General features: G+C 71.9%; 21 protein-coding genes. 15 read left to right on the top strand and 6 right to left on the bottom strand.

What is annotated here, in order from left to right; translation table 11 throughout:
• Window positions 1–21: 21 nt before the first annotated feature.
• Window positions 22–1461 carry a helix-turn-helix domain-containing protein gene (locus GCL84_RS13370; RefSeq protein ID WP_156755783.1) on the bottom strand — a complete coding sequence of 480 codons (1440 nt, stop codon included), beginning with the start codon at window positions 1459–1461 and terminating at the stop codon, window positions 22–24.
• A 124-nt stretch (window positions 1462–1585) separates the two neighbouring features.
• Between GCL84_RS13370 and exaC the strand changes: the two genes are divergently transcribed.
• The 5 genes from exaC to GCL84_RS13395 all read left to right on the top strand — a co-directional run bounded on the left by exaC (window position 1586) and on the right by GCL84_RS13395 (window position 6409).
• Window positions 1586–3109: an acetaldehyde dehydrogenase ExaC gene (exaC, locus tag GCL84_RS13375; protein WP_156755784.1), complete on the top strand. Its 1524-nt coding sequence runs from the start codon at window positions 1586–1588 to the stop codon at window positions 3107–3109.
• Window positions 3109–3483 carry a DUF779 domain-containing protein gene (locus GCL84_RS13380; protein ID WP_156755785.1) on the top strand — a complete coding sequence of 125 codons (375 nt, stop codon included), beginning with the start codon at window positions 3109–3111 and terminating at the stop codon, window positions 3481–3483. The genes exaC and GCL84_RS13380 overlap by 1 nt, the downstream gene beginning before the upstream one ends.
• Before the next feature lie 175 nt (window positions 3484–3658).
• A complete protein-coding gene (trxA, locus tag GCL84_RS13385; RefSeq protein WP_156755786.1) occupies window positions 3659–4033 on the top strand; it encodes a thioredoxin in 375 nt (124 codons plus the stop codon).
• Between the two features lie 188 nt (window positions 4034–4221).
• On the top strand, window positions 4222–5595 hold the full coding sequence (locus tag GCL84_RS13390; protein ID WP_156755787.1) for a dihydrolipoyl dehydrogenase family protein: 1374 nt from the start codon (window positions 4222–4224) through the stop codon (window positions 5593–5595).
• Window positions 5596–5599: 4 nt separating this feature from the next.
• The gene (locus GCL84_RS13395) at window positions 5600–6409 is read left to right on the top strand and encodes a putative RNA methyltransferase (protein WP_156755788.1); all 810 of its coding nucleotides are present in this window, start codon (window positions 5600–5602) and stop codon (window positions 6407–6409) included.
• Here GCL84_RS13395 and GCL84_RS13400 read toward each other — a convergent pair.
• Window positions 6394–6948, bottom strand: coding sequence for a TIGR03086 family metal-binding protein (locus tag GCL84_RS13400; RefSeq protein ID WP_197523217.1), 555 nt, complete (start codon window positions 6946–6948; stop codon window positions 6394–6396). The genes GCL84_RS13395 and GCL84_RS13400 overlap by 16 nt on opposite strands.
• 71 nt (window positions 6949–7019) lie before the next feature.
• Here GCL84_RS13400 and GCL84_RS13405 point away from each other — a divergent pair, with 71 nt between their 5' ends.
• Complete coding sequence (locus tag GCL84_RS13405) at window positions 7020–7610, top strand: TetR/AcrR family transcriptional regulator (RefSeq protein ID WP_235926214.1); 591 nt, start codon at window positions 7020–7022, stop codon at window positions 7608–7610.
• Window positions 7611–7817: 207 nt separating this feature from the next.
• On the opposite strand, the gene GCL84_RS13410 is transcribed toward GCL84_RS13405, so the two are convergent.
• The gene (locus tag GCL84_RS13410; RefSeq protein WP_156755790.1) at window positions 7818–9008 is read right to left on the bottom strand and encodes a helix-turn-helix domain-containing protein; all 1191 of its coding nucleotides are present in this window, start codon (window positions 9006–9008) and stop codon (window positions 7818–7820) included.
• Between the two features lie 160 nt (window positions 9009–9168).
• Window positions 9169–11052, bottom strand: a complete 1884-nt coding sequence (locus GCL84_RS13415; RefSeq protein WP_235926215.1) for a serine/threonine-protein kinase — start codon at window positions 11050–11052, stop codon at window positions 9169–9171.
• 191 nt (window positions 11053–11243) lie between these two features.
• Here GCL84_RS13415 and GCL84_RS13420 point away from each other — a divergent pair, with 191 nt between their 5' ends.
• The 3 genes from GCL84_RS13420 (at window position 11244) to GCL84_RS13430 (ending at window position 14401) form a co-directional block, all read left to right on the top strand.
• Window positions 11244–13121 carry an AMP-binding protein gene (locus tag GCL84_RS13420; protein ID WP_156755792.1) on the top strand — a complete coding sequence of 626 codons (1878 nt, stop codon included), beginning with the start codon at window positions 11244–11246 and terminating at the stop codon, window positions 13119–13121.
• Between the two features lie 23 nt (window positions 13122–13144).
• Window positions 13145–13357 carry a KTSC domain-containing protein gene (locus GCL84_RS13425; RefSeq protein ID WP_156755793.1) on the top strand — a complete coding sequence of 71 codons (213 nt, stop codon included), beginning with the start codon at window positions 13145–13147 and terminating at the stop codon, window positions 13355–13357.
• 135 nt (window positions 13358–13492) lie between these two features.
• A complete protein-coding gene (locus GCL84_RS13430) occupies window positions 13493–14401 on the top strand; it encodes a M48 family metalloprotease (RefSeq protein WP_156755794.1) in 909 nt (302 codons plus the stop codon).
• Here GCL84_RS13430 and GCL84_RS13435 read toward each other — a convergent pair.
• Window positions 14398–15354 (bottom strand): helix-turn-helix domain-containing protein, encoded by a 957-nt coding sequence (locus GCL84_RS13435; RefSeq protein WP_156755795.1) that lies wholly within the window; start codon window positions 15352–15354, stop codon window positions 14398–14400. The genes GCL84_RS13430 and GCL84_RS13435 overlap by 4 nt on opposite strands.
• A gap of 86 nt (window positions 15355–15440) precedes the next feature.
• Here GCL84_RS13435 and GCL84_RS13440 point away from each other — a divergent pair, with 86 nt between their 5' ends.
• The gene (locus GCL84_RS13440; protein ID WP_156755796.1) at window positions 15441–15671 is read left to right on the top strand and encodes a hypothetical protein; all 231 of its coding nucleotides are present in this window, start codon (window positions 15441–15443) and stop codon (window positions 15669–15671) included.
• On the opposite strand, the gene GCL84_RS13445 is transcribed toward GCL84_RS13440, so the two are convergent.
• Entirely contained in the window at window positions 15622–17181 is a 1560-nt protein-coding gene (locus tag GCL84_RS13445) for a dolichyl-phosphate-mannose--protein mannosyltransferase (RefSeq protein WP_235926216.1), read from the bottom strand. The genes GCL84_RS13440 and GCL84_RS13445 overlap by 50 nt on opposite strands.
• Before the next feature lie 201 nt (window positions 17182–17382).
• On the opposite strand from GCL84_RS13445, the gene GCL84_RS13450 reads away from it, so the two are divergent.
• From GCL84_RS13450 to GCL84_RS13470, 5 genes are all read left to right on the top strand, one after another.
• The gene (locus GCL84_RS13450; RefSeq protein ID WP_197523218.1) at window positions 17383–18225 is read left to right on the top strand and encodes a helix-turn-helix domain-containing protein; all 843 of its coding nucleotides are present in this window, start codon (window positions 17383–17385) and stop codon (window positions 18223–18225) included.
• A gap of 10 nt (window positions 18226–18235) precedes the next feature.
• On the top strand, window positions 18236–19171 hold the full coding sequence (locus GCL84_RS13455) for a DUF4185 domain-containing protein (protein ID WP_235926217.1): 936 nt from the start codon (window positions 18236–18238) through the stop codon (window positions 19169–19171).
• A gap of 128 nt (window positions 19172–19299) precedes the next feature.
• The gene (metG, locus tag GCL84_RS13460; RefSeq protein ID WP_156755798.1) at window positions 19300–21093 is read left to right on the top strand and encodes a methionine--tRNA ligase; all 1794 of its coding nucleotides are present in this window, start codon (window positions 19300–19302) and stop codon (window positions 21091–21093) included.
• A gap of 169 nt (window positions 21094–21262) precedes the next feature.
• Complete coding sequence (locus GCL84_RS13465; protein WP_156755799.1) at window positions 21263–22123, top strand: TatD family hydrolase; 861 nt, start codon at window positions 21263–21265, stop codon at window positions 22121–22123.
• Window positions 22124–22424: 301 nt separating this feature from the next.
• Window positions 22425–23981, top strand: a complete 1557-nt coding sequence (locus GCL84_RS13470; protein ID WP_156755800.1) for a resuscitation-promoting factor — start codon at window positions 22425–22427, stop codon at window positions 23979–23981.
• The last annotated feature ends 293 nt before the right edge of the window (window positions 23982–24274 follow it).

Below are 24274 nucleotides of genomic sequence, written 5' to 3' on the forward strand. Positions count from 1 at the left end.
GGGAGGATGGGCACTCGGCGTTCAAGCGTGGCGAAGGTGGTTGCGGCGGGCTTGGGCTTGGGGGAGGCGGGGGTCGTAGCGGGGGAGGGTGTCGACGAGGGTGGCCCAGACCTCCAGGTCGGTTGCGGCGGTGGGGGTGTGGGCGTAGGCCCAGAGGTCGTCGGCGTCGGCGGTGGTGAGGAGGGTTTGGCGGGTGGCGGCCTCTAGTTCGTTGCGCTTGTCGCGGATGAGGGGGGCTTCGCTGCGGGGGAGGAGGGGGCCAGCGGTGGCGGCGGTGGTGAAGTCGCCGGTGCGGAGTTGGGTTGGGAGGTCTAGGAAGTCGGCGGTGATGGTGGCGGCTATGCGGTAGGGGCGGGTTAGGACGATGCGGTCGCCCAGGGTGGCGCGGAGGCGGTGCATCTCGGCGCGCGCGGTGGTCGGGTTGCCCGCGTCGCCGTGCAGGGCCAGGGCCAGTTGGTCGGCTGTCATGCCCTCGGGGTGCAGGGCGAGCGCGGTGAGGATTTCGGCGTGGCGGGGAGAGAGGGGCTGTTCGCGGCCGTCCACTGTGGCCATGGGGTGGGTGGCGCCGAGGAAGCGCAGGCCCAGGGTCGGCTTGCCGCGCGGGCGGGAGCCGCGTGCCATGCGCAGCAGGTAGCCCTCGTCCAGTTGCTCGACGACGGCCTCGCGGCCGTCGGGCAGCGCCAGCGCCCCCGGGCGGGCGGCGAGGCGCTCCGGCAGCGGGCCGCAGGACTCGGCGGCGATCACCCGGCCGGTCGGGGACAGCAGCGCGGCGCCGCGCAGGCCGAGCAGGTGCGGCAGGTTGCGCTGGCGCAGTTGCTCGTCGCGGGCGGTCATCCGCAGCCGGAGCTGGCCCTCGGCGAGCTGGGCGGCGGCGGTGACCAGGGCCAGGGTCGCCGGGTGGCGGGTGCGCAGCGGGCCGGTGACGTCGATGGCGCCGAGCACCGCGCCGGTGTCCGGGTCGTGCACGGGGGCCGCGGCGCAGGTCCAGGCGTGGATGGTGCGCACCAGGTGCTCGGCGGAGTGGATCTGCACCGGGCGGCCCACCGCGAGGGTCGTGCCCATCGCGTTGGTGCCCATCGCGGCCTCGCTCCACCGGGTGCCCTCGGCCAAGCCCACCTCGTCGGCCAGCTTGCACACGTCGACCTGGCCCTCGCGCCACAGGACGTTGCCGTCGGCGTCGGTGACGATCATCAGGTGCATGGCCTCGTCGGCGATGCTGACCAGGGTGGAGCGCAGCACCGGCAGCACCTCGGCGAGCGGGTGCGCCGCCCGGTGGTCGCGCAGGTCGTCCTCGGACCACACGACCGGGGGGAGGTTCGCGTCGGGGTCGACACCGCCCGCGAGCGAGCGCTCCCAGGAGGCGGACACGACCTCGCGCGGCGCGGCGGGGGCCGGGTCACCGCTGAGCACGGCCTCGCGCACGCGCGCCATGAGGTGCGCGTACTCCTGGGCGTCTGTCATCTCCTCGATGATGCGGGCAGACAGCTTGATCCGGCAACCTGCCGCGTCAGTGCAACGTGAGTGCAACGTTGCCGCTCTTAACGTGGCGGGCATCACTCCTACCAACGACGCAGGAGGCGCGCGGATGACGGTGTACGCAGCACCAGGGACCGACGGCAGCGTGATCAGCTTCGAGTCCCGGTACGACCACTACATCGGCGGGGAGTACGTGCCACCGGCGAAGGGGCAGTACTTCGAGAACCCGTCCCCGGTGAACGGGAAGGTCTTCTGCGAGGTCGCCCGCGGCACCGCCGAGGACGTCGAGAAGGCCCTCGACGCCGCGCACGGCGCCGCCCCGGCCTGGGGCCGCACCTCGGTCGCCGAGCGGGCGAACGTCCTCAACAAGATCGCCGACCGGATGGAGGAGAACCTCGAGCTCCTCTCCGTGGCCGAGAGCTGGGACAACGGCAAGGCCGTGCGCGAGTGCCTGGCCGCCGACATCCCGCTGGCCATCGACCACTTCCGCTACTTCGCGGGCGCGATCCGGGGCCAGGAGGGCGGCATCTCCGAGATCGAGGAGGGCCTGGTTGCCTACCACTTCCACGAGCCGCTGGGCGTGGTCGGGCAGATCATCCCGTGGAACTTCCCCATCCTGATGGCCGTGTGGAAGCTGGCCCCCGCGCTGGCGGCGGGCAATGCCGTCGTGCTCAAGCCCGCCGAGCAGACCCCGGCCTCGATCCACGTGCTGCTCTCGGTCATCGGCGACCTGCTGCCCGCGGGCGTGCTCAACGTCGTCAACGGCTTCGGCGTCGAGGCGGGCAAGCCGCTGGCGAGCTCGCCGCGCATCCGCAAAATCGCCTTCACGGGGGAGACGACGACCGGCCGCCTGATCATGCAGTACGCCTCCGAGAACATCATCCCGGTGACGCTTGAGCTCGGTGGCAAGAGCCCGAACATCTTCTTCGACGACGTGGCCGCCGCCGACGACGCCTTCTACGACAAGGCCCAGGAGGGCTTCACCATGTTCGCCCTCAACCAGGGCGAGGTGTGCACGTGCCCGTCGCGGGCGCTGGTGCAGTCGGGCATCTACGACCGGTTCCTGGCCGACGTGACCAGGCGCACCGAGCTGATCGTGCAGGGCAACCCGCTCGAAACGGCCACCACGATGGGCGCGCAGGCCTCCAACGACCAGCTCGAGAAGATCCTCTCCTACATCGACATCGGCAAGCAGGAGGGCGCGAAGATCCGCACCGGCGGCGCCCGCGCCGAGGTCGGCGGCGACCTCGCCGGGGGCTACTACGTGCAGCCCACGATCTTCGAGGGCGACAACAAGATGCGGATCTTCCAGGAGGAGATCTTCGGCCCGGTGGTCTCCGTCGCCCGCTTCGACGACTACGCCGACGCCATCAAGACCGCCAACGACACCCTGTACGGCCTCGGCGCCGGTGTCTGGTCCCGCGACGGCAACACCGCCTACAAGGCGGGCCGCGAGATCCAGGCCGGGCGTGTGTGGGTGAACAACTACCACGCCTACCCCGCGCACGCGGCCTTCGGCGGCTACAAGCAGTCCGGCATCGGGCGCGAGAACCACAAGATGATGCTCGACCACTACCAGCAGACCAAGAACCTGCTGGTGAGCTACTCGGACAAGGCCCTCGGGTTCTTCTGATGGTCGACCGGGTCTCCCACACCCCGGAGGCGGCCGGCCTGCTCCGCCGCCTCCGGGAGTCCCACGGGCCGCTCATGTTCCACCAGTCCGGCGGCTGCTGCGACGGCAGCGCGCCGATGTGCTACCCCGCCGGGGAGTTCAAGACCGGGGGGTCCGACGTCCTGCTCCAGGAGCTCGAGGTCGACGGGGTCGACGAGCCGGTCCCGTTCTGGATGTCGTCGTCGCAGTACCAGTACTGGAAGCACACCGCCCTCACCGTGGACGTCGTCCCCGGCCGGGGCAGCGGGTTCTCCCTCGAGGCCCCCGAAGGCGTGCGCTTCCTCATCCGGTCGCGCCTGCTGACCGACGAGGAGTACGCCGAGCTGCACGGCTGAGACCGCCCCGGTGCGGCCCGGGTCGGGGCGCACCGACCCGCCGCACCGGGGCGCCCCCTCGACCAACCCCCGCCCGGGCCCGTCGGGAATTCCCCGCCGGGTCCGTTCGTTGTGCACGGGTGACGTGCGGCGATCCCCTCCGGACCGCCGTCGCCCAACCGGAGGAGGCACCACCGTGGCAACGGTCGAACTGACCACCGACAACTTCGACGAGGTCCTGGCCGGCGGCAAGACCGTGCTGGTCGACTTCTGGGCGTCCTGGTGCGGCCCGTGCCGCCAGTTCGCGCCCGTCTTCGACGCCGCCTCCGAGCAGCACGAGGACGTCGTCTTCGGCAAGGTCGACACCGAGGCCCAGCAGCAGCTCGCCGCCGCGTTCGACGTCCAGTCGATCCCGACCGTCGTCGCCGTGCGCGAGGGCGTCGTGCTCTACGCCCAGCCCGGCGCGCTCCCGGCCGCCGCGCTGGAGGACCTGATCACCCAGGTCAAGTCGGTCGACATGGCCGAGGTGCACGCCAAGGTCGCCGAGGCGAAGGCCGCTCAGCAGGACTAGCTCCCACCACCGCGAGCCCCGCGCACCGCCCGGTGCGCGGGGCTCGCGCTCGTCCGGAGTGCGTGCTCGCGCCGGGCGATCGCTACTGTGGGTGCAGGCGCGTCGCGGGGGCGTTCTCGCGCTGCGCGGCAGCCGATCGCGTGGTGCAGTGCTGTCCGAGGTGTTCGACACCGGCTGGAGGAGCAGGCATGGCCGAGTTGACCGTGGACGTCGCTGTGGTGGGTCTCGGACCCGGCGGGGAGGCCGTCGCCACGCGGCTGGCGGGTGCCGGGCTCGCGGTGGTGGGGATCGAGTCGCGGCTGGTCGGCGGGGAGTGCCCGTACTTCGCCTGCGTGCCGACCAAGATCATGGTCCGGGCCGCCGACACGCTGGCCGAGGCCAGGCGGGCCCGTGAGCTGGCCGGGTCCGTCGAGGTGGCCCCGGACTGGTCCAAGGTGGCCGCCAGGGTTCGCGACGAGGCCACCGCCGACTGGGACGACACCGCCGCCGTCGACCGGCTCGTGGCCTCCGGCGCGACCTTCCTGCGCGGCACCGCGAAGATCACCGCCCCCGGCGAGCTGACCGTCACCGGCCCCGACGGGGTCAAGACCGTCCGCGCCACCAAGGGCATCGTGCTCAACACCGGCACCGCGCCCGCTGTCCCGCCGATCCCGGGCCTGACCGATGGTCCGGTGTGGACCAACCGGGAGGCCGTGCAGGCCACCGAGCTGCCCGAGTCGCTGGTCATCATCGGCGGTGGTCCGGTCGGCTGCGAGTTCGCCCAGGTCTTCGCCCGCTTCGGGGTGCGGGTGACGCTGCTGCAGTCGGCCGCGCGCCTGCTGCCCCGCGACGAGCCCGAGGCGGGCGACCTGCTCACCACGCTGCTGGCCGCCGAGGGTGTGACCGTGCGGACCGGCGTCACGATCACCAAGGCGACGCACGCAGGCGGCTCGGTGACCCTGGAGGTCGAGGGCGGCGAGCCGGTGACCGCGCGGAAGGTGCTGGTCGCCGCAGGCCGCAAGACCGACATGGCCGCGCTCGGCGTCGGCGCCTACGGCCTCGACGAGTCCGCCAAGGGCCCCTCGGTCGACGGCCGCATGCGCGCCGCGGACGGCCTCTGGGCGATCGGCGACATCACCGGCAAGGGCGCCTTCACCCACATGTCGATGTACCAGGCGGGCATCGCGGGCGACGACATCCTCGGCCAGGCGGGCGAGGCCGACTACCGCGCCGTCCCCCGGGTCACCTTCACCGACCCCGAGGTCGGCGCGGTCGGCCTGACCGAGGCCGAGGCGCGCGACGCGGGTCTGAACGTCCGCACCGGCATCACCGACATCTCCGCCTCCTCCCGCGGCTTCATCCACAAGCTCGGCAACCAGGGCCTGATCAAGCTCGTCGAGGACGCCGACCGCGGCGTCCTCGTCGGCGCCACGGCGATGGGCCCCGGCGGCGGCGAGGTCCTCGGCGCGCTGGCGGTGGCCGTGCACGGCGAGGTCCCGGTGGCCGCGCTGCGCGGGATGGTCTTCGCCTACCCCACCTTCCACCGCGCGATCTCCTCCGCGCTCGACGACCTGGAGAACTGACCCCTTGCTGCACGACGTCCTGGACCTGCTGATGTGCCCGCACTGCGGAGACGACCTGCTGCTCCAGGACGGCACCGTGCGCTGCCCCGCCGGGCACTCCCACGACATCGCCAAGCAGGGCTACGTGAGCCTGCTGCGCGGCGCCGCCCCGTTCACCGGCGACACCACGGCGATGGTCGAGGCCAGGGTCGCGTTCCTGGGCGCGGGCCACTTCGACCCGATCACGCGGGCCCTGGTCGCGGCGGCGGCCCCGGGGCCGGGCTGCGTGGTCGACCTCGGCGCGGGCACCGGCCACTACCTCGCCGCCGTGCTCGACGCCTTCCCCGGCCGGGAGGGCGTGGCGCTGGACGTGTCCAAGCACGCGCTGCGCCGCGCGGCCAAGGCGCACCCGCTGGTGGGCGCGGTCGTGTCCGACGTGTGGCAGCCGCTGCCGGTGCGCTCGGGAGTGGCCGGGCTGGTGATCAACGTGTTCGCCCCGCGCAACGCCGTCGAGCTGCACCGGGTGCTGCACCCGGAGGGCGCGTTGGTCGTCGTCGCGCCGACGGGGGACCACCTCGGCGAACTCGTCTCCGCGCTGGACCTGCTGACCGTCGACGCCGACAAGCAGGAGGGCATCGATGACCGGCTCGGCGAGCACTTCGCGGTCCTCGCGCGCGAGACCGTCGAGTTCCGCATGTCGTTGTCGCACAAGGACGTCGAGGCGCTCGTCGGCATGGGCCCCAGCGCCTTCCACGGCCGTGGGGCCGTGGTGGGGCTGACCGAGCCGGTCGCGGTCACCGGCTCGGTCACGGTCACCCGCTACGCCCCGCGCTGACCCGGCCTCCTGCCGGTCCGCGCGAGCAGCCGCTCCTGCGCGGTCGCGTCCTCGGCGACCGCCAGCCTGCCCGCGAACAGCGCTGACGGCCCGTAGATCGCCTCGTGCTCGGGGAACGAGCCGATGACCTCGAGCGCCGCCGCCGCGAGCCGCTCGTCCAGCACCACCTCGTGGCCGAGCGAGACCCCGACGTCCCACCCGTGCACCAGGACGTCGAAGAAGTGCACGCCCAGCGCCTGCGCGCCACTCAACTCGAACGGCCCGACGGGGAAGGGCCTGGTCAGCACGGTCTCATCGGCGAACTGAGCGTGGAGCGCGGCAGCCGAGGAGTGGAAGTCCGCGCGCGGGTCACCGGTCCCGTCGAACTCCACCCCGAGGTGCCCGAGCGTCCGCCGGTTGTTCGCCACCATGTGCTCGACCACCCCCCGCACGGTCCACTCGGTGCACGGCGAGGGCAGATCCCACTGCCCGTCCTCGATGACGTCGATGAACGCGCCCGTCGAGGCGATCGCGGCCAGGTCCAGCGTCCGGATGTCCACATGTCCTCCAGGTATACGAACGATCGGTCATATAGTTTCAGCTCGAACCGCTCCCGTCTAGGGTTGCTCCCGTGGACGGACGGCTGGCGCGCGGCGAGGAGAGCAGGCGGGCGGTGCTGGCCCGGGCTGCCGACATCGCCTCGGTCGAGGGCCTCGACGGCCTGACCATCGGCAGGCTCGCGACTGAGCTGGGCCTGAGCAAGAGCGGGATCTTCGCCCTGTTCGGGTCCAAGGAGGAGTTGCAACTCGCCGCCGTCGAGTTCGCTGAGCGGGTCTTCCTGGAGCGCGTCGTGGAGCCTGCGCTGACTGAGCCGGTGGGGGTGGCCAGGCTGCGCGCGTTGATGGCCCGGTGGCTGGACTACTCGCGGTCCAGGGTGTTCCCGGGCGGGTGCTTCTTCGCGGCGGTGTCAGCGGAGTTCGACGCGCGGGAGGGGCGGGTGCACGACGCGATCACGGATGGCCAGGTGCGGTGGGCGGCGTTGGTGGAGCGGTTGGTGGCCGATGCGGTGCGGGTGGGGGAGTTGGAGCCGTTGACGGATGTGGCGCAGGTGGCGTTCGAGTTGGACGCGGTGTGCCGGGCGGCCAATGCGCGGGCGGTGTTGACGGGGTCTGAGGTGCCGTATCGGCAGGCCCGGGCCGCTATTGACCGTTGGCTGGGCTGAGCCGCTTTCGCGCGCTCGCTTCCTCGATGAGCGATCGAGAATCTGCCGCGGGGAGAGCGCTTCCTGAAAGTGCTTCCATCTGACGGAGGTATGGCTTCGCCTTCTCGCCCTCCAAGACGCCGCGCACATCAAGGTTGGCGTACCCGGACGGATTGGACGTTGACGATTCCTGTCGCAGGCGCACGGGAGTGTCACTGCCTGTAATAGTCACTTGGACGGGTTAATGCCCATTCGGTCGCAGAGACGGCGAACGATGTCGCCCTCGGCTCCCGCGCGCACCTTCCCTGGTGTCAGCGCCACGATCTCCCGGGCGAACGTGTTGGTGCGGATCTTCTGAGGTGTCAGCGCTTCCGCCAACTCAAGTGTTCGGATGCCGCGTGCGTAGTGCTTGCGCTCGGATGCAAGGGCTCTGCTCACGTCCAGCCAGTACGTCGCTCGCCTGGACTTACTGACCGCGCGCGGCTGCCAGCCTCCGATGTGCTCAACTGCCCGGAGACCTCCACCGAGTTCCAGGCCGATGGTGACCGACCAGATTTTGACGTTCTCCCTGCCGAAGTTCGTCTGCATCCACGGACTGACATCAGGACCAATCCCTTGGGCAAGGGCTGCCGCTTCCGCCAGGTGGGTCCGTGCCTGATCGGCGTCACCGTTCACGGCCCGAGCGAGCGCGGCGGTGAGGTTCGCCAGTCCACGCGTCTCCGCCCTTGCCTGGGGGGTGTCGGCCACCGTGAGCGCCAGCTCAAGCTGTCGTTGGCGGTTGGTGCCCGACAGCAATTGAGCACGTTGACAAGTCGCGTACGCCACCCAACCGTCGTCGCCCGTCGCCTCTGCCACCTGGTTGATCCGCTCTGCGGCCAGCGTCGGCAACCCGGCCACCCCCAAGTCGTGGGCGAGGTACGCACATGCCTTGTAAGCGCTGATCAGCCCGATCAGCGCTGCGGAACGGTCGACGGTGTCGGTGGCCACCAGGAGGCCGCGGATCAGATCGGGCAGCATCTCCGCTTGGGCCTCGTACTCGGCGTCCGGGCGGAGTCGACCGTTGAGCACCCCTAGCTCAGCGGAGAGCTGCCCCCACGGACGAGCCGCCTCTGGACCAGGGTTTTCGCCGACCCGCCAGCCAGTCAGCACGTCCCCAAGATCCGCCGTCATCGCCAGGACGGAGCGCGATGCCGGGTCGACGGAGTCGAACGGCTTGCCGGTGATCTCCAGAGAAGACACCCGTAGTGCCTTCGCGATGCGTTCCAACAGCTCACGGTTGTTGACCGGCCGTCGGCTGTTTTCGATCATGCTCCAGTACGACTGCGTGATACCTGCCAACCCGGCGGCGACGGTCATCGTTAGTCCGCGCCGCACCCGCAGCGCCTTGATGTGCTGTCCGATCCTGCGGTCGGCGGTCATCGCGTGCCCCCTCGTTGGGTGGCCTCGTCATGGTAGGTGCCAGTCGGGCGGGAGCGGTGCGGTCCGATGTCTGTGTGCGCCTATCTGCGCGAGCTGCCGCCCACCCGCGGGGTGACCGGTCTGGCCTTATCTCTCCCGCCGCACGTGATGACAGCCGGGGTCAGCGGAGGGGCTTGGTTCGGTCTGCGCCCTCGATGTCCTCTCGGCGGACGATCTGGGTGACCGGGCCGGACTGCTTGTGGCCCTCGCGGGCCAGCCAGTCGGTGAGTTCGCGGACCACGGTGGCGAGGGTGGGGCGGCGGCTGGGGTCTGCGTCCAGGGAGGCGTTGAGGAGCCTGCGGTGGGCGCTGGTGGACGGGAGGTGGGTCAGGGGGTCGCCCTTGGCGGCGGCCATGAGGGCCTGCATGGCGTTCTCCCGGCTGCCGCGCGGGGGCTTGCCGGTGAGGGCGTAGCTGACCGTGGCGGCGAGTTGCCAGGCGTCGGAGGCGGGGGTGGCGTTCTCGCCCGCGGCGGTCTCCGAGGCGAGGAAGTCGGGGGTGCCGACCATCATGCCGGTGGCGGTCAGGGTGGAGTCGCCCTTGGAGCGGGCGATGCCGAAGTCGATCAGGTGGGCGTTGCCGACCGGGTCGATGATGATGTTCGATGGCTTCACGTCGCGGTGCAGGACGCCCTTGGCGTGGGCGGCGGAGAGGGCGCCCGCCATGGTGATCCACAGGCGGGCGGCGGCCACGTCGTCGAGGGAGCCGCCGGTGCCGACCCGGTCGGCCAGCGGCTGGCCCTCGATGTACTCCATGACCAGGCCCAGGCCGTCGGGCTCGGAGACGATGTCGTAGACCCGGACGCAGTTCGGGTGGTGCACCGCGGCCAGCGCCCTGGCCTCGCGCAGCATCCGCTCCTCGGTCTCGGCGTCCGGCGCGTGCGCCATCTTCACCGCGACCGTGCGGTCGAGCTGGGTGTCCTGGCACAGCCACACCGTGCCGAACCCGCCGTGGCCCAGCGGCCGGACGCGGCGGAAGCGGCCGCCGGACGGCGTGACCGGCGGCGGGGCCGACCCGCGCGGGGCGAACGGCAGCGGCCCGGGGTCGGCGGCCAGCTTGGCCAGTGCCGCCCGGTCCGGCTGCGGCTCGACCCTGGTCGGGTTCGGCGGGCGCACCTGCTGCGACGGCGGCTGGTACGGGGGGATCTGCTTCGGCTGGTACGGCGGCGGCGGCTGCTGCTGGCGCTGCGACGGCTGGTAGGGCGGTGGCTGGCGCTGCGAGTGCTGCGGGGGCGGGACCTGCTGGCGCTGCGGGGGCGGCTCGGAGTCCGACGCGCTCTGGTACTGCCGCTCGATCGTCGACCAACTCGGCGCGCCGATCAAGTGCAGCGGAATCAGCCCCAGCACGCTGACCGGCAGGAACCCGATCCACAGCAGGGCCAGGGTGTTGGCCTCGACGGTCAGGCTGGCCACGGCCATCAGCGCGAACGGGATCCAGATCAGCCTGCCCGGCCACCTCGGCCCGCGGCGCAGCGCGGTGCGCGTCTGCAGCAGCACGAACAGCAGGCACAGCAGCGGCAGCACGACCAGCACGGCCAGCCGCAGCAGGTACATCGGGACGGTCTCGTACGGGTGGAACAGCACCTCGTAGGCGGTCGGGCGCTCGCCGAGGTAGGAGCCCTGCACGCCGATCCAGCAGTAGCTCTCGGACAGCGACGACGCCTCCTGGGCGCTCAGGCCCGTCGGCTCGCCCGCGAACACGGCGCGGTAGACCGAGCTGACCCCGTTGAACAGCAGCCACGGGATCAGGAACACCAGGATGCCGCCGACCGCGCCGATGACCGACAGCGTGACGGCGTTGTAGGTGTTGCCGGTGAACTTGCGGACCAGGGCGACCGTCAGCGTGCCCGAGACCGGCAGCAGTGCGACGATCGCGCCCGCGGTCGCGGTGGCCCACACCCAGTCACCCGGGCAGATGCCGGGGCCGAAGATGCTGTGCGCCAGGGACAGCAGCGAGGCGGCTAGCTCGAACACCGCGTCCACCAGCTCCTTTCTCGTTCCGGCCACGGCGGGGCGGTGTCGCCCCGTCATCAGGGTAAGTCCGACGCCTGCCGGGTGGCGGCGGTTATCCACAGGACGCGGGAGGGGGTGTCCAGGTTCCGCTAGTCGTCCACAGGCACATCGCGCGCCGCCCCCCGAGCGGCCGTCGGTGGCAAGGTATCGGGCAGGGGCGACAGCGCGGCGATCGGAGGGCGACCATGGGCGGGTACGCGACGGCGTTCGAGCGGAGCCGGAACGATCCGGAGGGCTTCTGGCTGGCGGCGGCCAAGGCGCTCGACTGGGTGCGCGAGCCGGAGAAAGCCCTGGACAGCGCCGCCGCGCCGTTCTACCGGTGGTTCCCGGACGGGGTCCTCAACACCTGCCACAACGCCCTGGACCGGCACGTGGCCGCGGGCCGGGGCGGGCAGACCGCGCTGGTGCACGACTCCCCCGTGACGGGGACCCGCGCGGAGTACACCTACGCGGAGCTGACCGACCTGGTCGCCCGGTTCGCCGGGGTGCTGGCCGGGCTCGGCGTGGCCAAGGGCGACCGCGTGGTCATCTACATGCCGATGGTCCCGCAGGCCGTGATCGCGATGCTGGCTTGCGCGCGGCTGGGCGCGGTGCACTCGGTGGTCTTCGGCGGCTTCGCCCCGCGCGAGCTGGCGGCCAGGGTCGACGACGCCAAGCCCGCGGTCATCGTGGCCGCGACCTGCGGGATCGAGCCGACCAGGGTGGTCGAGTACCGGCCGATCATCGCCGAGGCGCTGGCCATGGCCGAGCACCGGCCGCGGCGGGTCGTGCTGCTGCGGCGCGAGCAGGCCCCGGCCGCGCCGGACCCGCTCGACCTGGACTGGGACGAGGCGATGGCCGCGGCCGAGCCGGTCGGCTGCGTGCCGGTGGCCGCGACGGACCCGCTGTACGTGCTCTACACCTCGGGCACCACCGGCAAGCCCAAGGGCGTGGTCCGCGACAACGGCGGGCACGCGGTCGCCCTGGCCTGGTCGATGGCCAACGTCTACGACGTCGGGCCGGGCGAGGTGATGTTCACCGCCTCCGACGTCGGCTGGGTCGTCGGGCACTCCTACATCGTCTACGCCCCGCTGCTGGTCGGGGCGACGACCGTGCTCTACGAGGGCAAGCCGGTCGGCACCCCGGACGCGGGCGCGTTCTGGCGGGTGATCGCCGAGACGGGGGCCAAGGTGCTGTTCACCGCGCCGACGGCGTTCCGCGCGATCAAGCGGGTCGACCCGGACGCCGCCGAGCTGGCCGGGCACGACCTGAGCGGCTTCACGACGCTGTTCCTGGCAGGCGAGCGGCTCGACCCGGAGACCTACCACTGGGCGGGGGAGAAGCTGGGCGTGCCGGTCGTCGACCACTGGTGGCAGACCGAGACGGGCTGGCCCATCTGCGCGAGCCCGCGCGGCCTGGAGCCGATGCCGCTCAAGGCCGGGTCGGCCAGTGTGCCGCTGCCCGGCTACGACGTGCGCGTGCTCGGGCCGGACGGCGTGCCGGTGCCCACGGGGGAGGAGGGCGCCATCGCGATCCGGCTGCCGCTGCCGCCGGGGACGCTGCCGACGCTGTGGGGCGACGACGAGCGCTACCGCCGGTCGTACCTGTCCGCCTTCCCCGGCCACTACCTGACCGGCGACGGCGGGCACTTCGACGACGACGGCTACCTCCACGTCATGGGCCGAACCGACGACGTGATCAACGTCGCGGGCCACCGGCTGTCGACCGGGTCGATGGAGGCCGTGCTGGCCGCGCACCCGGCGGTGGCGGAGTGCGCCGTCATCGGGGTCGCCGACCAGCTCAAGGGCCAGCTCCCCCGGGGGTTCGTGGTGCTCAAGGCGGGCGTCGAGGTCGAGGAGGAGGTGCTGCGCGCGGAACTGGTGGCCGCCGTGCGCGCCGAGATCGGCGCGGTGGCCGCTTTCCGCGAAGTGGCGGTCGTCGACGGGTTGCCGAAGACGCGCTCGGGGAAGATCCTGCGCAAGACCATGCGCTCGATCGCCGACGGCCGCGACGAGCCCGCCCCGTCGACGATCGAGGACCCGGCCGTGCTCGACGCGCTGCGCGGGGTGCTGCGCGGGGGCTGAACCGGGACGAGGAGGAGGAGCGGGTGCACCGCAAGGAGGTCGACTCGACCGTCATCGCGTCGCTCGGCTACGACGCGATGACCAACACCCTCGAGGTGGAGTTCCACAACGGCAGGGTGTACCGGTACCTCAAGGTGCCCAAGGCCCTCTACTGGCGTTTCGCCTCCGCCAAGAGCCACGGCGAGTTCTTCGGCGCGGAGATCAAGGACCGGTTCGACGAGCACAAGGTGCGGTGACGTCTCCCAAGACCGGGGGATTGGCTCGGGCGGCTCGTCGGGGTGGGCTGGGGCAGGGCAAGCGGGGGTGCGGTTGGACAGGTCAGGGTGGTCGCGGGCACCCTTGGTCCAGGCACCGAGAGCCGAGAAGGAGCCATGGACCCACAGCAGCCCCCGCGCAGACCCACCCGCATCCTGCCCGTCGAGCAGCGGCAGGGGCCCGATCTCGCGGCGCTGGTCGGGCTCGGGCTGTTCGTGCCCGGATTCCTGAGCAGCCTGACCGCGCTCATCGTCATCGGGTCGTTGGTGTGGCCGTCGCAGGCGTGGGTGATCCCGGTGGTCTGGGTGCTGACCGGGGCCGTCGTGTTCATCCCGGCGGTCGAGGGGGTGATGGTGAAGACCCTCTTGGACATGCAGGAGCCGTCGGTGCGGGAGATGGCGAAGTTGGAGCCGGTGTGGGCCTCGGTCTGCCGGACCGCGGGGGTCAGCCGGGAGAAGTACCGGTTGTGGATCGAGGGGTCGCGGGGGCTCAACGCGTTCGCCGCGGGCGGGCACACCGTGGCGGTGACGCGGGCGGCGCTGGACCTGCCGCCGCACCTGCTCGAGGCGGTGTTGGCGCACGAACTGGGCCACCACCTGCACGGGCACGCCAGGGTGTCGCTGCTGGGCTGGTGGTACGAGCTGCCCGCGCGCGGGGTGATCCTGCTCGTCGGGCTGGTCGCCAAGGGGGTGCTGGCCGTCGGGCGGTTCTTCGCCAAGTACGGCGGGGTGGCGGTGGTGCTGGCGTCGGTGCTGCTGGTGCTGATCATGCTGGCGGGCGTGGTGTGGCTCAACCCGTGGCTGCTGCTGATCCCGGCGATGGCGCCGCTGGTGGCCTTCGCCACCAGGATGGGCGAGTACCGGGCCGACCGGGCCGCGGCGGCGCTGGGCTACGGGCCCGCGTTGCAGGACGTGCTCAAGGGCTTCCTCGCGGCGGCGGGTGGCGACCAGCGCACCATCCGGGCGCGGCTGCTGGCCTCGCACCCGGCGCACGTCGACCGCATCCGCAGGCTGCGCAACGGCTAGGGCTTGGTGGCGAAGGTCCTGCGGTAGTCCGTCGGCGGCACGCCCACCTGCTTCTGGAAGTGGTGGCGCAGCAGCGCACCGGAGCCGAAGCCGCAGCGCCGGGCGATCTCGTCGACCCCCAGGTCGGTGTCCTCGAGCAGCCGCCTGGCGTGCAGCACCCGCTGCGCGGTGAGCCACTTGTGCGGGGTGGTGCCGGTCTCGGCGACGAACCGGCGGGCGAAGGTGCGGTCCGACATGGCCGCGCGCCGGGCCAGGGCGCTGACCGGGTGCTCCTCGGCGAGGTTGGCCACCATCCAGGTCAGGATCGGTGACAGGCTCTCCGCCTGGCAGTCGGGCACCGGCAGGTCGACGAACTGGCGCTGCCCGCCGTCGCGCTGCGGCGGCACGACCATCCGCCGGGCGATGGCCGTCGCCGCGGCCGAGCCGACCTCGCGGCGGACCAGGTGCAGGCAGGCGTCGATGCCCGCGGCCGTCCCGGCGCTGGTGATGACCTGGCCCGCGTCGACGAACAGCACGTCCGGGTCGAGCACGGCCCCGGGGAAGCGGTCGGCGAGCAGGGCGGCGTGGCGCCAGTGCGTCGTGCACGCCACGCCGTCGAGCAGGCCCGCGGCCCCCAGGACGAACGCGCCGCTGCACACCGACAGCAGGGTGGCGCCCCTGGCGTGCGCCCGGCGCAGGGCGTCGAGGACCGCGGGCGGGTACTCGTCGCGGACAGTGCAGGCGGGGACGCCGATCAGGTCGACGTCCTCGAGCGCGGACAGGTCGAGGTCGGGGACGACGCGCAGGCCGCTGCCGCTCATCCGCAACGGCTGCCCCGCCGCCTCGCCGACGACGCGGAAGTCGACGAGCGGGACGCCCTCCTCCCGGCGGTCGATGCCGAAGACCTCGCAGAGCACGCCGAACTCGAACGCGGCGAAGTCATCGATGAGCAGGGCTGCCGCGGACCGGAGCATGGGCGGAGCGTAGATGGCAGGATCTTGTGGGGCAAGGTCAGTACTGCCACTTTTGGCAGGATCTCGTGTGGCGCAGGATTACTGCCATGATCAGCGCCCTGCTCTTCCTCGCCCTGTTCGCCCTGGTCCTGTGGCTGCTGAGCCGCGTGGACGCCGACCTGACCCGTGCGCCGATGGCGGGTCCGACCCACCTCGACCGCGACGCCGCCCGGCTGGTCGCCGAGCTGCGCGCGCAGCGGCCCCACCCCGTCGAGCAGCCAGCCCCGGCTAGCGCCAGGAGGGCAGCCACCGTTCGGCCTGCCAGTGGCTCTCGGTGATCGAATCCCCGTTGAGGACCGGCCACAGCCAGGCGAAGTTGGCCACGACGAGGCCCACGTACAACGACACGGCCAGCAGTCCGGTGCCGCGCCGCTCCACCCCGGCGCGCGCGGCGCCGAGCACCTGCCCCAGGCAGAGCACGATCATCAGCACCAGGAAGGCCGCCATCGGGGTGGCGTAGAAGAAGTACATCTGCCGGTCCAGGTTGGTGAACCAGGGCAGCAGGCCCGCCAGGTAGCCGACCAGGACCGCGGCCCAGCGCCAGTCCCGGCGGCCCAGCACCCGCCACAGCCCCCAGGCCAGCGCGGGCAGCGAGAGCCACCACAGCGCCGGGGTGCCGATCAGCATGGTCGCCGCCACGCACCGGGACTCGCCGCAACCGGTCGTGCTGCCGTCGTAGTAGTAGAGCATCGGCCGCAGGCCCATCGGCCACGTCCACGGCTTGGACTCCCACGGGTGCTGCTCGGCCGGGTTCGTCTTGAGCCCCGAGTGGAACTCCAGCACGTTCACCGAGTACTTCACCAGCGACCCGAGCGCGCCGACGACCACCGAGACCGGGTCGCTGCCCGTGGTCTCGACCAGGTGCCGGTCGATCCCGGTCTCCGAGCCGAACCACGCCCACCACGTCGACAGGTACGCCAGCACCGCGATGCCGACGATCGCCACCAGGCCGGGCACGGTGTCGCGCACCAGGGCCCCCACCCACGGCCGCCGCACCCCGGCCGCCCGCCGGGCCGAGACGTCGAACATCACCACGAGCAGGCCGAACGCGGCGATGTAGTACAGCCCCGACCACTTCGTCCCGCAGGCCAGCCCGAGCAGCACACCCGTCGCCGTGCGCCACCACCGCGCGCCGACCCTGGGCCCGTACGGGCTCTCGTGCGCCCAGCCCTCCGCGACGGCGATCGCGAGCCGGGAGCGCACCTGGTCGCGGTCGACCAGCAGGCAGGCGAAGGCGGCGAGGACGAAGAACGCCAGGAAGATGTCGAGCATCCCCATCCGCGACTGCAGGTGCGAGACCCCGTCGGAGATCAGCAGGACGCCCGCGATCGCGCCGAGCAGGGTCGAGCGGGTCAGCCGCCGGGCGATCCGCACCACCAGCACGATCATCAGCGCCCCGGCCAGCGCGGCGGTGAACCGCCAACCCCAGCCGTTGTAGCCGAACAGCCACTCGCCGAGGGAGATCAGCGTCTTGCCCAGCGGCGGGTGGACGGTGAGCCGGTAGCCGGGGTTGTCCTCGAACCCGCCGTTGCGCAGCATCTGCCACGCCTGCGGGACGTAGTGCTTCTCGTCGAAGACCGGGGTGCCGTTGTCGGTCGGCGTGCCCAGGTTCTGGAACCGCACCACCGCCCCGATCACCCCGATGACGGCGGTGACCAGCCAGCCGCGCAGCCGGTCGGCGGGCATCGGCCTGCCCAGCACCCCCTCGCGGGTGGGCGTCGGCGGCTCGCCCCGGTGCTCCGGCCCGCTCGTCCCGGTTGGCCTGTCCTCGACTGCGACCGCGCTCACGGCAGGGATCGTAGGCGGACCGGTGTTCGGTGCGTGTCGCGGACGCGGGCCCGCCGGGGGCGTGGTGGTGGGTTCCGACCGTGCCCGGCAGGCGCGAATCAACTGATCGTGTAGTTGTTTGCGCAGCTCAGGATGGGTAACAAGGGAAGGGCGGTAGCGGGTGTCTCCCTCATCGGGGACCCGGATGAGACGGGGTGCGCGGTGCCTCCTGGTCGGCCCACGATTCGGTCCCGGCAGGTCGCGGGCGAACTGCGCAGGCTGCGCAAGCAGGCCGGGATGACCACCGGCGAGGTCGGCCAGCGGTTGGGGCTCTCCCAGGCCAAGGTCAGCCGGGTCGAGACCGGCAGCTCCGGGCTGCGCCTGCTCGACGTCGAGGCGATGCTCGGCCTCTACCGGGTCCCCGCGCCCCGGCAGGTGGAGATCCTGGAGCTGGTCCGCCAGGCCGCCGAGCCGGGGTGGGCGCTGGTGCACGGGCGCGGCCTGCCCGAGCAGTGGCGGACCCTGGTGGACTGGGAGTCCAAGGCGGTCGCCCTGCGCAACTACCAGCCGCTCATCGTCCCCGGCCTGCTGCAGACCGCCGATTTCGCCCGCGCCGTCATCCGCGGCACCGCGCCCGGCCCGCTCTCGCCCGCCGAGCTCGACGGCAAGGTCGCCGCCCGGCTGGCCCGGCAGGCGATCCTCAGCCGCGAGACCCCGCCCGTGCTGCACGTCGTCCTCGGCGAGTGGGCGCTGCGGGTGCCGGTCGGCGGCCCGGTCGTGCACGCCGGGCAGCTCCGGCGCCTGCTGGAGATGTCGCGCAGGCCCAGGGTGGTGCTGCAGGTGGTGCCCGGGACCACCGACGCCCACCCCGGCCTCGAGGGCTCTTTCCTGATCATGGACTTCCCCGCCGACCCCACCCTGGCCTACACCGAGCACCGCTCCCGCTGCGCGTTCCTCGACGACCCGGAGGAGGTCGAGGGCTTCCGGCTGGCCTGGCAGCGCATCCTCGCCCACGCCTGGACCCCGGAGCGCTCGCGGGCGTTCCTGGAGGACCTGGTTGCGTAGGGTCTGACGGGTGCGCACCGAACTCGTCGCCCGGATCACCGGCGCGGGCTCGCGCAACGGCTGCGCGGGCGGTGTCCACGCCACCGACCTGGGCATCATGTGGGAGTCGGGGGGCCGGGTGCTCATCGCCTTCGGCGACACCTACGGCCCGGCCTGGTGCGGCTCGGGCGCGGGCCCCAGCTCCGACCCGGACTGGCGCTGCAACGTGCTCGCCGTGGCCGACGACGACCTGCGCTTCCAGTCGATCACCGGCCAGGTCCTCGCCCGCGACGACACCTCCACCGAGGAGACCGTCATCCCCTGCTCGGGCATCGAGCTCGACGGCGTCCACTACCTGCACTACATGTCCGTGCGGAACTGGGGCGCGCGCGGCAAGTGGTTCACCAACTACGCGGGCATCGCCCACTCCACCGACGACGGCCAGACCTGGCACAAGCCCCGCCGGGCCTGGTGGGTCAACCGAGCCGAGGGCGACCACCCGTTCCAGATGGGCGCCTTCGCCCAGACCGACGGCTGGCTGCACCTGCTCGGCACCCCGAACGGCCGCTGGGGCGCGGCGTCCCTGGCCCGGGTTCGCCCCTCCGACGTGCTGGAACCCGCCGCGTACTCCTACTGGACCGGCCACACCTGGGCCGACCGCGACCCGTTCCGCGCGGTCCCGGTCATGACCGGCCCGGTGGCCGAGCTGTCGGTGGTCTTCAACGAGCACTTGGGCCTCTGGGCCGCCCTGCACCTCGACGAGTCCCGCTCCGCGATCGTCCTGCGCACCGCCCCCGACCTGACCGGCCCGTGGTCGCCGCCGTCGGCCGTGGCCTCCGGCACCGAGTACCCGGGCCTGTACGGCGGCTTCCTGCACCCGAAGTCGCGACGGGGACCGGAGCTGCTGTGGACCATGTCGCGGTGGGCCCCCTACAACGTCTATCTCATGCGGACAGACCTCTCCTGATCTCGGCCCCGAGTTCTCGCGGGGATCCAAGACCGCTCAGCGGCGCACAACGCCCAGCGCGAGCGTCTGCCCCCCCGGCGGCAAACCGGTGGGCGGCCCTCCGGGGCCCACCTCTAGGCTCACCAGCCATGAGCGCCCCCGTGTTGACCGCGGTGGCCTGGCCCTACGCCAATGGCCCCCGCCACATCGGTCACGTCTCCGGCTTCGGTGTCCCGTCCGACGTCTTCTCCCGCTACATGCGGATGTCCGGGCACCCCGTGCTCATGGTCAGCGGCACCGACGAGCACGGCACCCCCATCTCGGTCCAGGCCGACAAGGAGGGGCTGAGCGTCCGCGAGCTCGCCGACAAGTACAACCGGGTGATCGTCGAGGACCTGCAGGGCCTCGGCCTGGGCTACGACCTGTTCACCAGGACCACCACCGGCAACCACTACCGCGTCGTGCAGGACCTGTTCTCCGCCCTGTGGAAGAACGGCTACATCACGCCCAAGACCCAGATGGGCGCGGTCGACCCGAACACCGGGCGCACGCTGCCCGACCGCTACATCGAGGGCACCTGCCCGATCTGCGGGTACGACGGCGCCCGCGGCGACCAGTGCGACAACTGCGGCAACCAGCTCGACCCCGCCGACCTGAAGAACCCGCGGTCGCGGATCGACGGGGCGGTGCCCAAGTTCATCGAGACCGAGCACCTGTTCCTGGACCTGCCCGCGTTCGCCGAGGCGATCGGCGGCTACCTGTCCAGCCGCACCGAGTGGCGGCCGAACGTGCTCAAGTTCAGCCAGAACCTGCTCGCCGACATGCGGCCGCGCGCGATCACCCGCGACCTGGACTGGGGCGTGCCGGTCCCGCTCGACGGCTGGCGCGACGCCCCGATGAAGCGGTTCTACGTCTGGTTCGACGCGGTGATCGGCTACCTGTCCGCGAGCGTGGAGTGGGCGCGGCGCACCGGTGACCCGGACGCCTGGAAGGCCTTCTGGACCGACCCGTCGGCCGAGGGCTACTACTTCATGGGCAAGGACAACATCGTCTTCCACTCGCTCATCTGGCCGTCGCTGCTGCTCGGGCAGAACGGCAGGGGCGACAAGGGCGGCGAGGAGGGCTCGTTCGGGCGGCTGAACCTGCCGACCGAGGTCGTCTCCAGCGAGTACCTGACGATGTCCGGGTCCAAGTTCTCCACCTCGCGCGGCACGGTGATCTACGTGCGCGACTTCCTCAAGGAGTTCGGCCCCGACACCCTGCGCTACTTCATCTCGGTGGCGGGCCCGGAGAACCAGGACACCGACTTCACCTGGGACGAGTTCATCCGCCGGACGAACTTCGAGCTGGCCAACGAGTGGGGCAACCTGGTCAACCGGTCGGTGTCGATGGCGCACAAGAACGTCGGCGCCGTCCCCCGCCCGGTCGCGCCCACCGCGGCCGACGAGCAGCTCAAGGCCCAGGCCAGGGCGGCGTTCGAGACCGTCGGGGCCAACCTGCGCCGGTCGCGGTTCAAGGCGGCCGTCGGCGAGGCCATGCGCGTGGTCGGCGCGGCGAACAAGTACCTGTCCGACGAGGAGCCCTGGAAGCGCAAGGACGACCCGGAGCGCCGCGACACCATCCTGCACACCGCGCTGCAGGTCGTCTCCGACGCCAACACGCTGCTGACCCCGTTCCTGCCGCACTCGGCGCAGAAGGTGCACGAGGCGCTGGGCGGCACGGGCGTGTGGGCGGCGCAGCCGGAGATCCGCGAGGTGTCCGACCTGGACGTCGCCGACCGCCAGTACCCCGTGCTCATGGGCGACTACGCGGGCGAGGCGGCGAAGTGGGAGTCCCGCGAGATCGAGGTGGGCAGGCCGCTGGCCAAGCCGAGCCCGCTGTTCGCCAAGCTCGACGCCGAGCTGGGCGAGACCGGCCCCGAGTGGGCCCCGATCGCCAAGTGAGCGGCGCCGGGTCCAAGATCATCCGACGCTGGGGACCCCCGGTTTCCACGCTACCGCGAGGGGCGGGCGGCCGGGGGAATCCATCCACAGGCCTGGGGGACCCCCGGTTCTCGATTCTACCGGCGGGGGCTGACAGGTTCGGGGAGTTGTCCACAGGGGAGGTGGTCGGGTGACCCCGCGCAAAGGTGAGCGGCCGCCGGTGCCCGACCGGCTGCCGGTGCCGTCGGTCGACGCCCACACCCACCTCGACGCGTGCGGGGCGACCGACGCGGCGTCGGTCGCCGAGGTCGTCGACCGGGCGGAGGCGGCGGGCATCACGCGCGTGGTCACCGTCGCCGACGACCTGGCCTCCGCGCGGTTCGCCGCCGACGCCGCCGAGTGGGACCCCCGGGTCTGGGCGGCCGTCGCGCTGCACCCGACCCGCACGTCGACCTTCACCGACGCGGACAAGGCGGAACTGGAGGCCCTGGCCGCCCGTCCCCGCGTCGTCGCGGTGGGGGAGACCGGGCTGGACTACTACTGGGACTACGCGCCTGCCGCGGCCCAGCAGGAGGCCTTCCGGTGGCACATCGACCTGGCCAAGCGGGTCGGCAAGCCGCTGATGATCCACGACCGCGAGGCGCACGAGGACATCCTCAAGGTGCTCGACGAGGAGGGGGCGCCGGAGACGGTGGTCTTCCACTGCTTCTCCGGTGACCTCGACTTCGCCCGCCGGTGCGTGGACAAGGGATTCGTGCTGTCGTTCGCGGGGGCGGTGACCTTCAAGAACGCCGCCGCGCTGCGGGAAGCGGCAGCGTTCGTCCCGCTCGAGCAGATGATGGTGGAGACCGACGCGCCCTATCTGACACCGCACCCGTACCGGGGCAGGCCGAACGAGCCCTACTGCGCGGTCTACACGATCAGGGGACTCGCGGACCTCCGCGGGCTCAGTGTGGCGGAGATCGCAAGCGCGGTGTCGACTACCGCTGAGCGCACGTTCCGGTTGCCCACCGCTACATCCGACCTTTCGTCGCGTGAGGCGTTGCGTTGATCGGACGAGACAAATACTCCAGTCGTGTTGTGACAGGCCTCATAACCTTGCTGGAAGTGTTTGCGCAACCTCCCGGGGCTCGTTACTGTCCCGTGACCGTACTTGCCGGGGGTGTGAATCCCCTGGTTGAACGCCCGGAGCTTCGCCAGCACCGTCGGGGTGGCTGGCTGCGGGTAGTCGAGACGAACGAATGCGCGTGCGCGCGCCCGATAGCTGAGAGGGAGAGGGCCATCGACATCACCGCTGACCCGATCCCATCTCGCGAGGGCCCCCGCCCCCGCCTTCTGGAGGAAACGACCCTGTGAGCGGCTTTCATACCGACGGCCCCCGCCGTCCCGGGCACGACGGACACGCTGAGACCGACTGGTTCGCCCCGGTCAGCACCGCCGAGCGCCCCGACCAGATCGACGACCACGCCGAGGACTTCTCCGCCTGGCGTTCGCAGTTCCCCGATTCCCAGGCCTCCGGCGCCAACTTCCCGGACGACGCCCTGGACCCCGGTTACTCCGGCTCGCTGAACATCACCGACTCCGACGTCCGGTACGCCCTCGGCCCGCAGGCCGACGAGATCATGGCGACCGCCGGGGTCGACATCGATGAGCTGATCCGGCTCATCAACGCCGAGACGACGGTCCTGCCGTCGCTGGCGGGGATCGACGACGAGGACGACGTCGACGGCCCGCAGCCGCTCAAGGTCCGCGCGGACGGCGAGGCCCCCGGCCTCATCGCCGCGGTCCGGCGCTGGAAGGGCACGTTCCTCAAGGCCACGATCGCGGCCGTGCTGGTCTCCCTGACCGGCGGCGGCGCGGCGGCCATCGCGATGAACAACACGGTCACCGTCGACGTCGACGGCAAGGCCACCGAGGTCAGCACCTACGCCGACACCGTCGCCGAGGTGCTCGAGGAAGAGGGCATCGAGCTCGGCGCCCACGACTCGGTCAGCCCCTCGCCCACGGCCGAGATCGCCGACGACGGCAAGATCGTCCTGCAGCGCGGCCGCCAGCTCACGATGACCATCGACGGCGAGACGCGCCAGGCCTGGGTCCGCGCGACCACCCTGGGCGAAGCCCTCAAGCAGGCCAACGCCCCGGTCCAGGGCTCCTGGGTCTCCGCGGGCGACGACGCCGAGGTGCCGCTGTCGGGCATGTCGGTCGAGATCAAGACCAACAAGAAGGTCACCCTCTTCGACGGCGGCAACGCCCCGGCGGACCTGCAGACCACCGCGGTCACCGTGGGCGAGCTGCTGCAGCAGCGCGGCCTGACCCTGGGCCCGGACGACGCCATCCTCCCCGGCGCCGACGTGAAGATCACCCCCGGCGCCGAGATCAAGATCAGCCGCACCGGTGTCACCGTGATCAACCAGGCCGAGCCGGTCGCCCCCCCGGTGCAGAAGGTCGACGACCCCGAGCTCGCCAAGGGCAAGGAGGACGTCATCGAGCCCGGCGCCCCCGGCGAGCGCATGGTCACCTACCGCGTGACCGAGAAGAACGGCCAGGTCGTCAAGCGCGAGGAGATCGGCTCCAAGGAGACGAAGGCCCCGCAGCCCAAGGTCGTCAAGGTCGGGACCAAGAAGCCCCCCCAGCCCGTCCAGCCGGTCATCTCCGACGGCTCGGTCTGGGACCGCCTCGCCCAGTGCGAGGCCACCGGCAACTGGGCCATCAACACCGGCAACGGCTACTACGGCGGCCTCCAGTTCAACAAGGGCACCTGGGACGCCTACGGCGGCGGCCAGTACGCCGCTTACCCCCACCAGGCCAGCCGCGAGCAGCAGATCGCCGTCGCCACCAAGCTCCGCGACAGCCGCGGCGGCTACGGAGCCTGGCCGCACTGCTCCAGCAAGCTCGGCCTCCCCAAGTAGCACCGCTCCCGCACACGGCCGTTCCCGGACTCCTGGGAGCGGCCGTTGTGCTCGCGTGGCCTTCGGCCCCCCGGTTTCCACGCTACCGCCAGGGTCAGACACTTCCGCCACGCCAAGGCCAAGTTGTCCACAGGCCACCCAACACGTCGCCCAAAGCCCCACCGCCGCCCCCCCAGCTCCAGCGCCCGGCCTACGGGAAGCTCCCAGCGCCCGACCCACCCAAAATCTCCCAGCGCCGTTCCCCGCCAAAGGCTGGATCGGGTGGTTCTGTGTGGTTGGGGGAGGCGATCATG

This window comes from Actinokineospora pegani (assembly GCF_009745975.1).
GTDB lineage: Bacteria > Actinomycetota > Actinomycetes > Mycobacteriales > Pseudonocardiaceae > Actinokineospora > Actinokineospora pegani.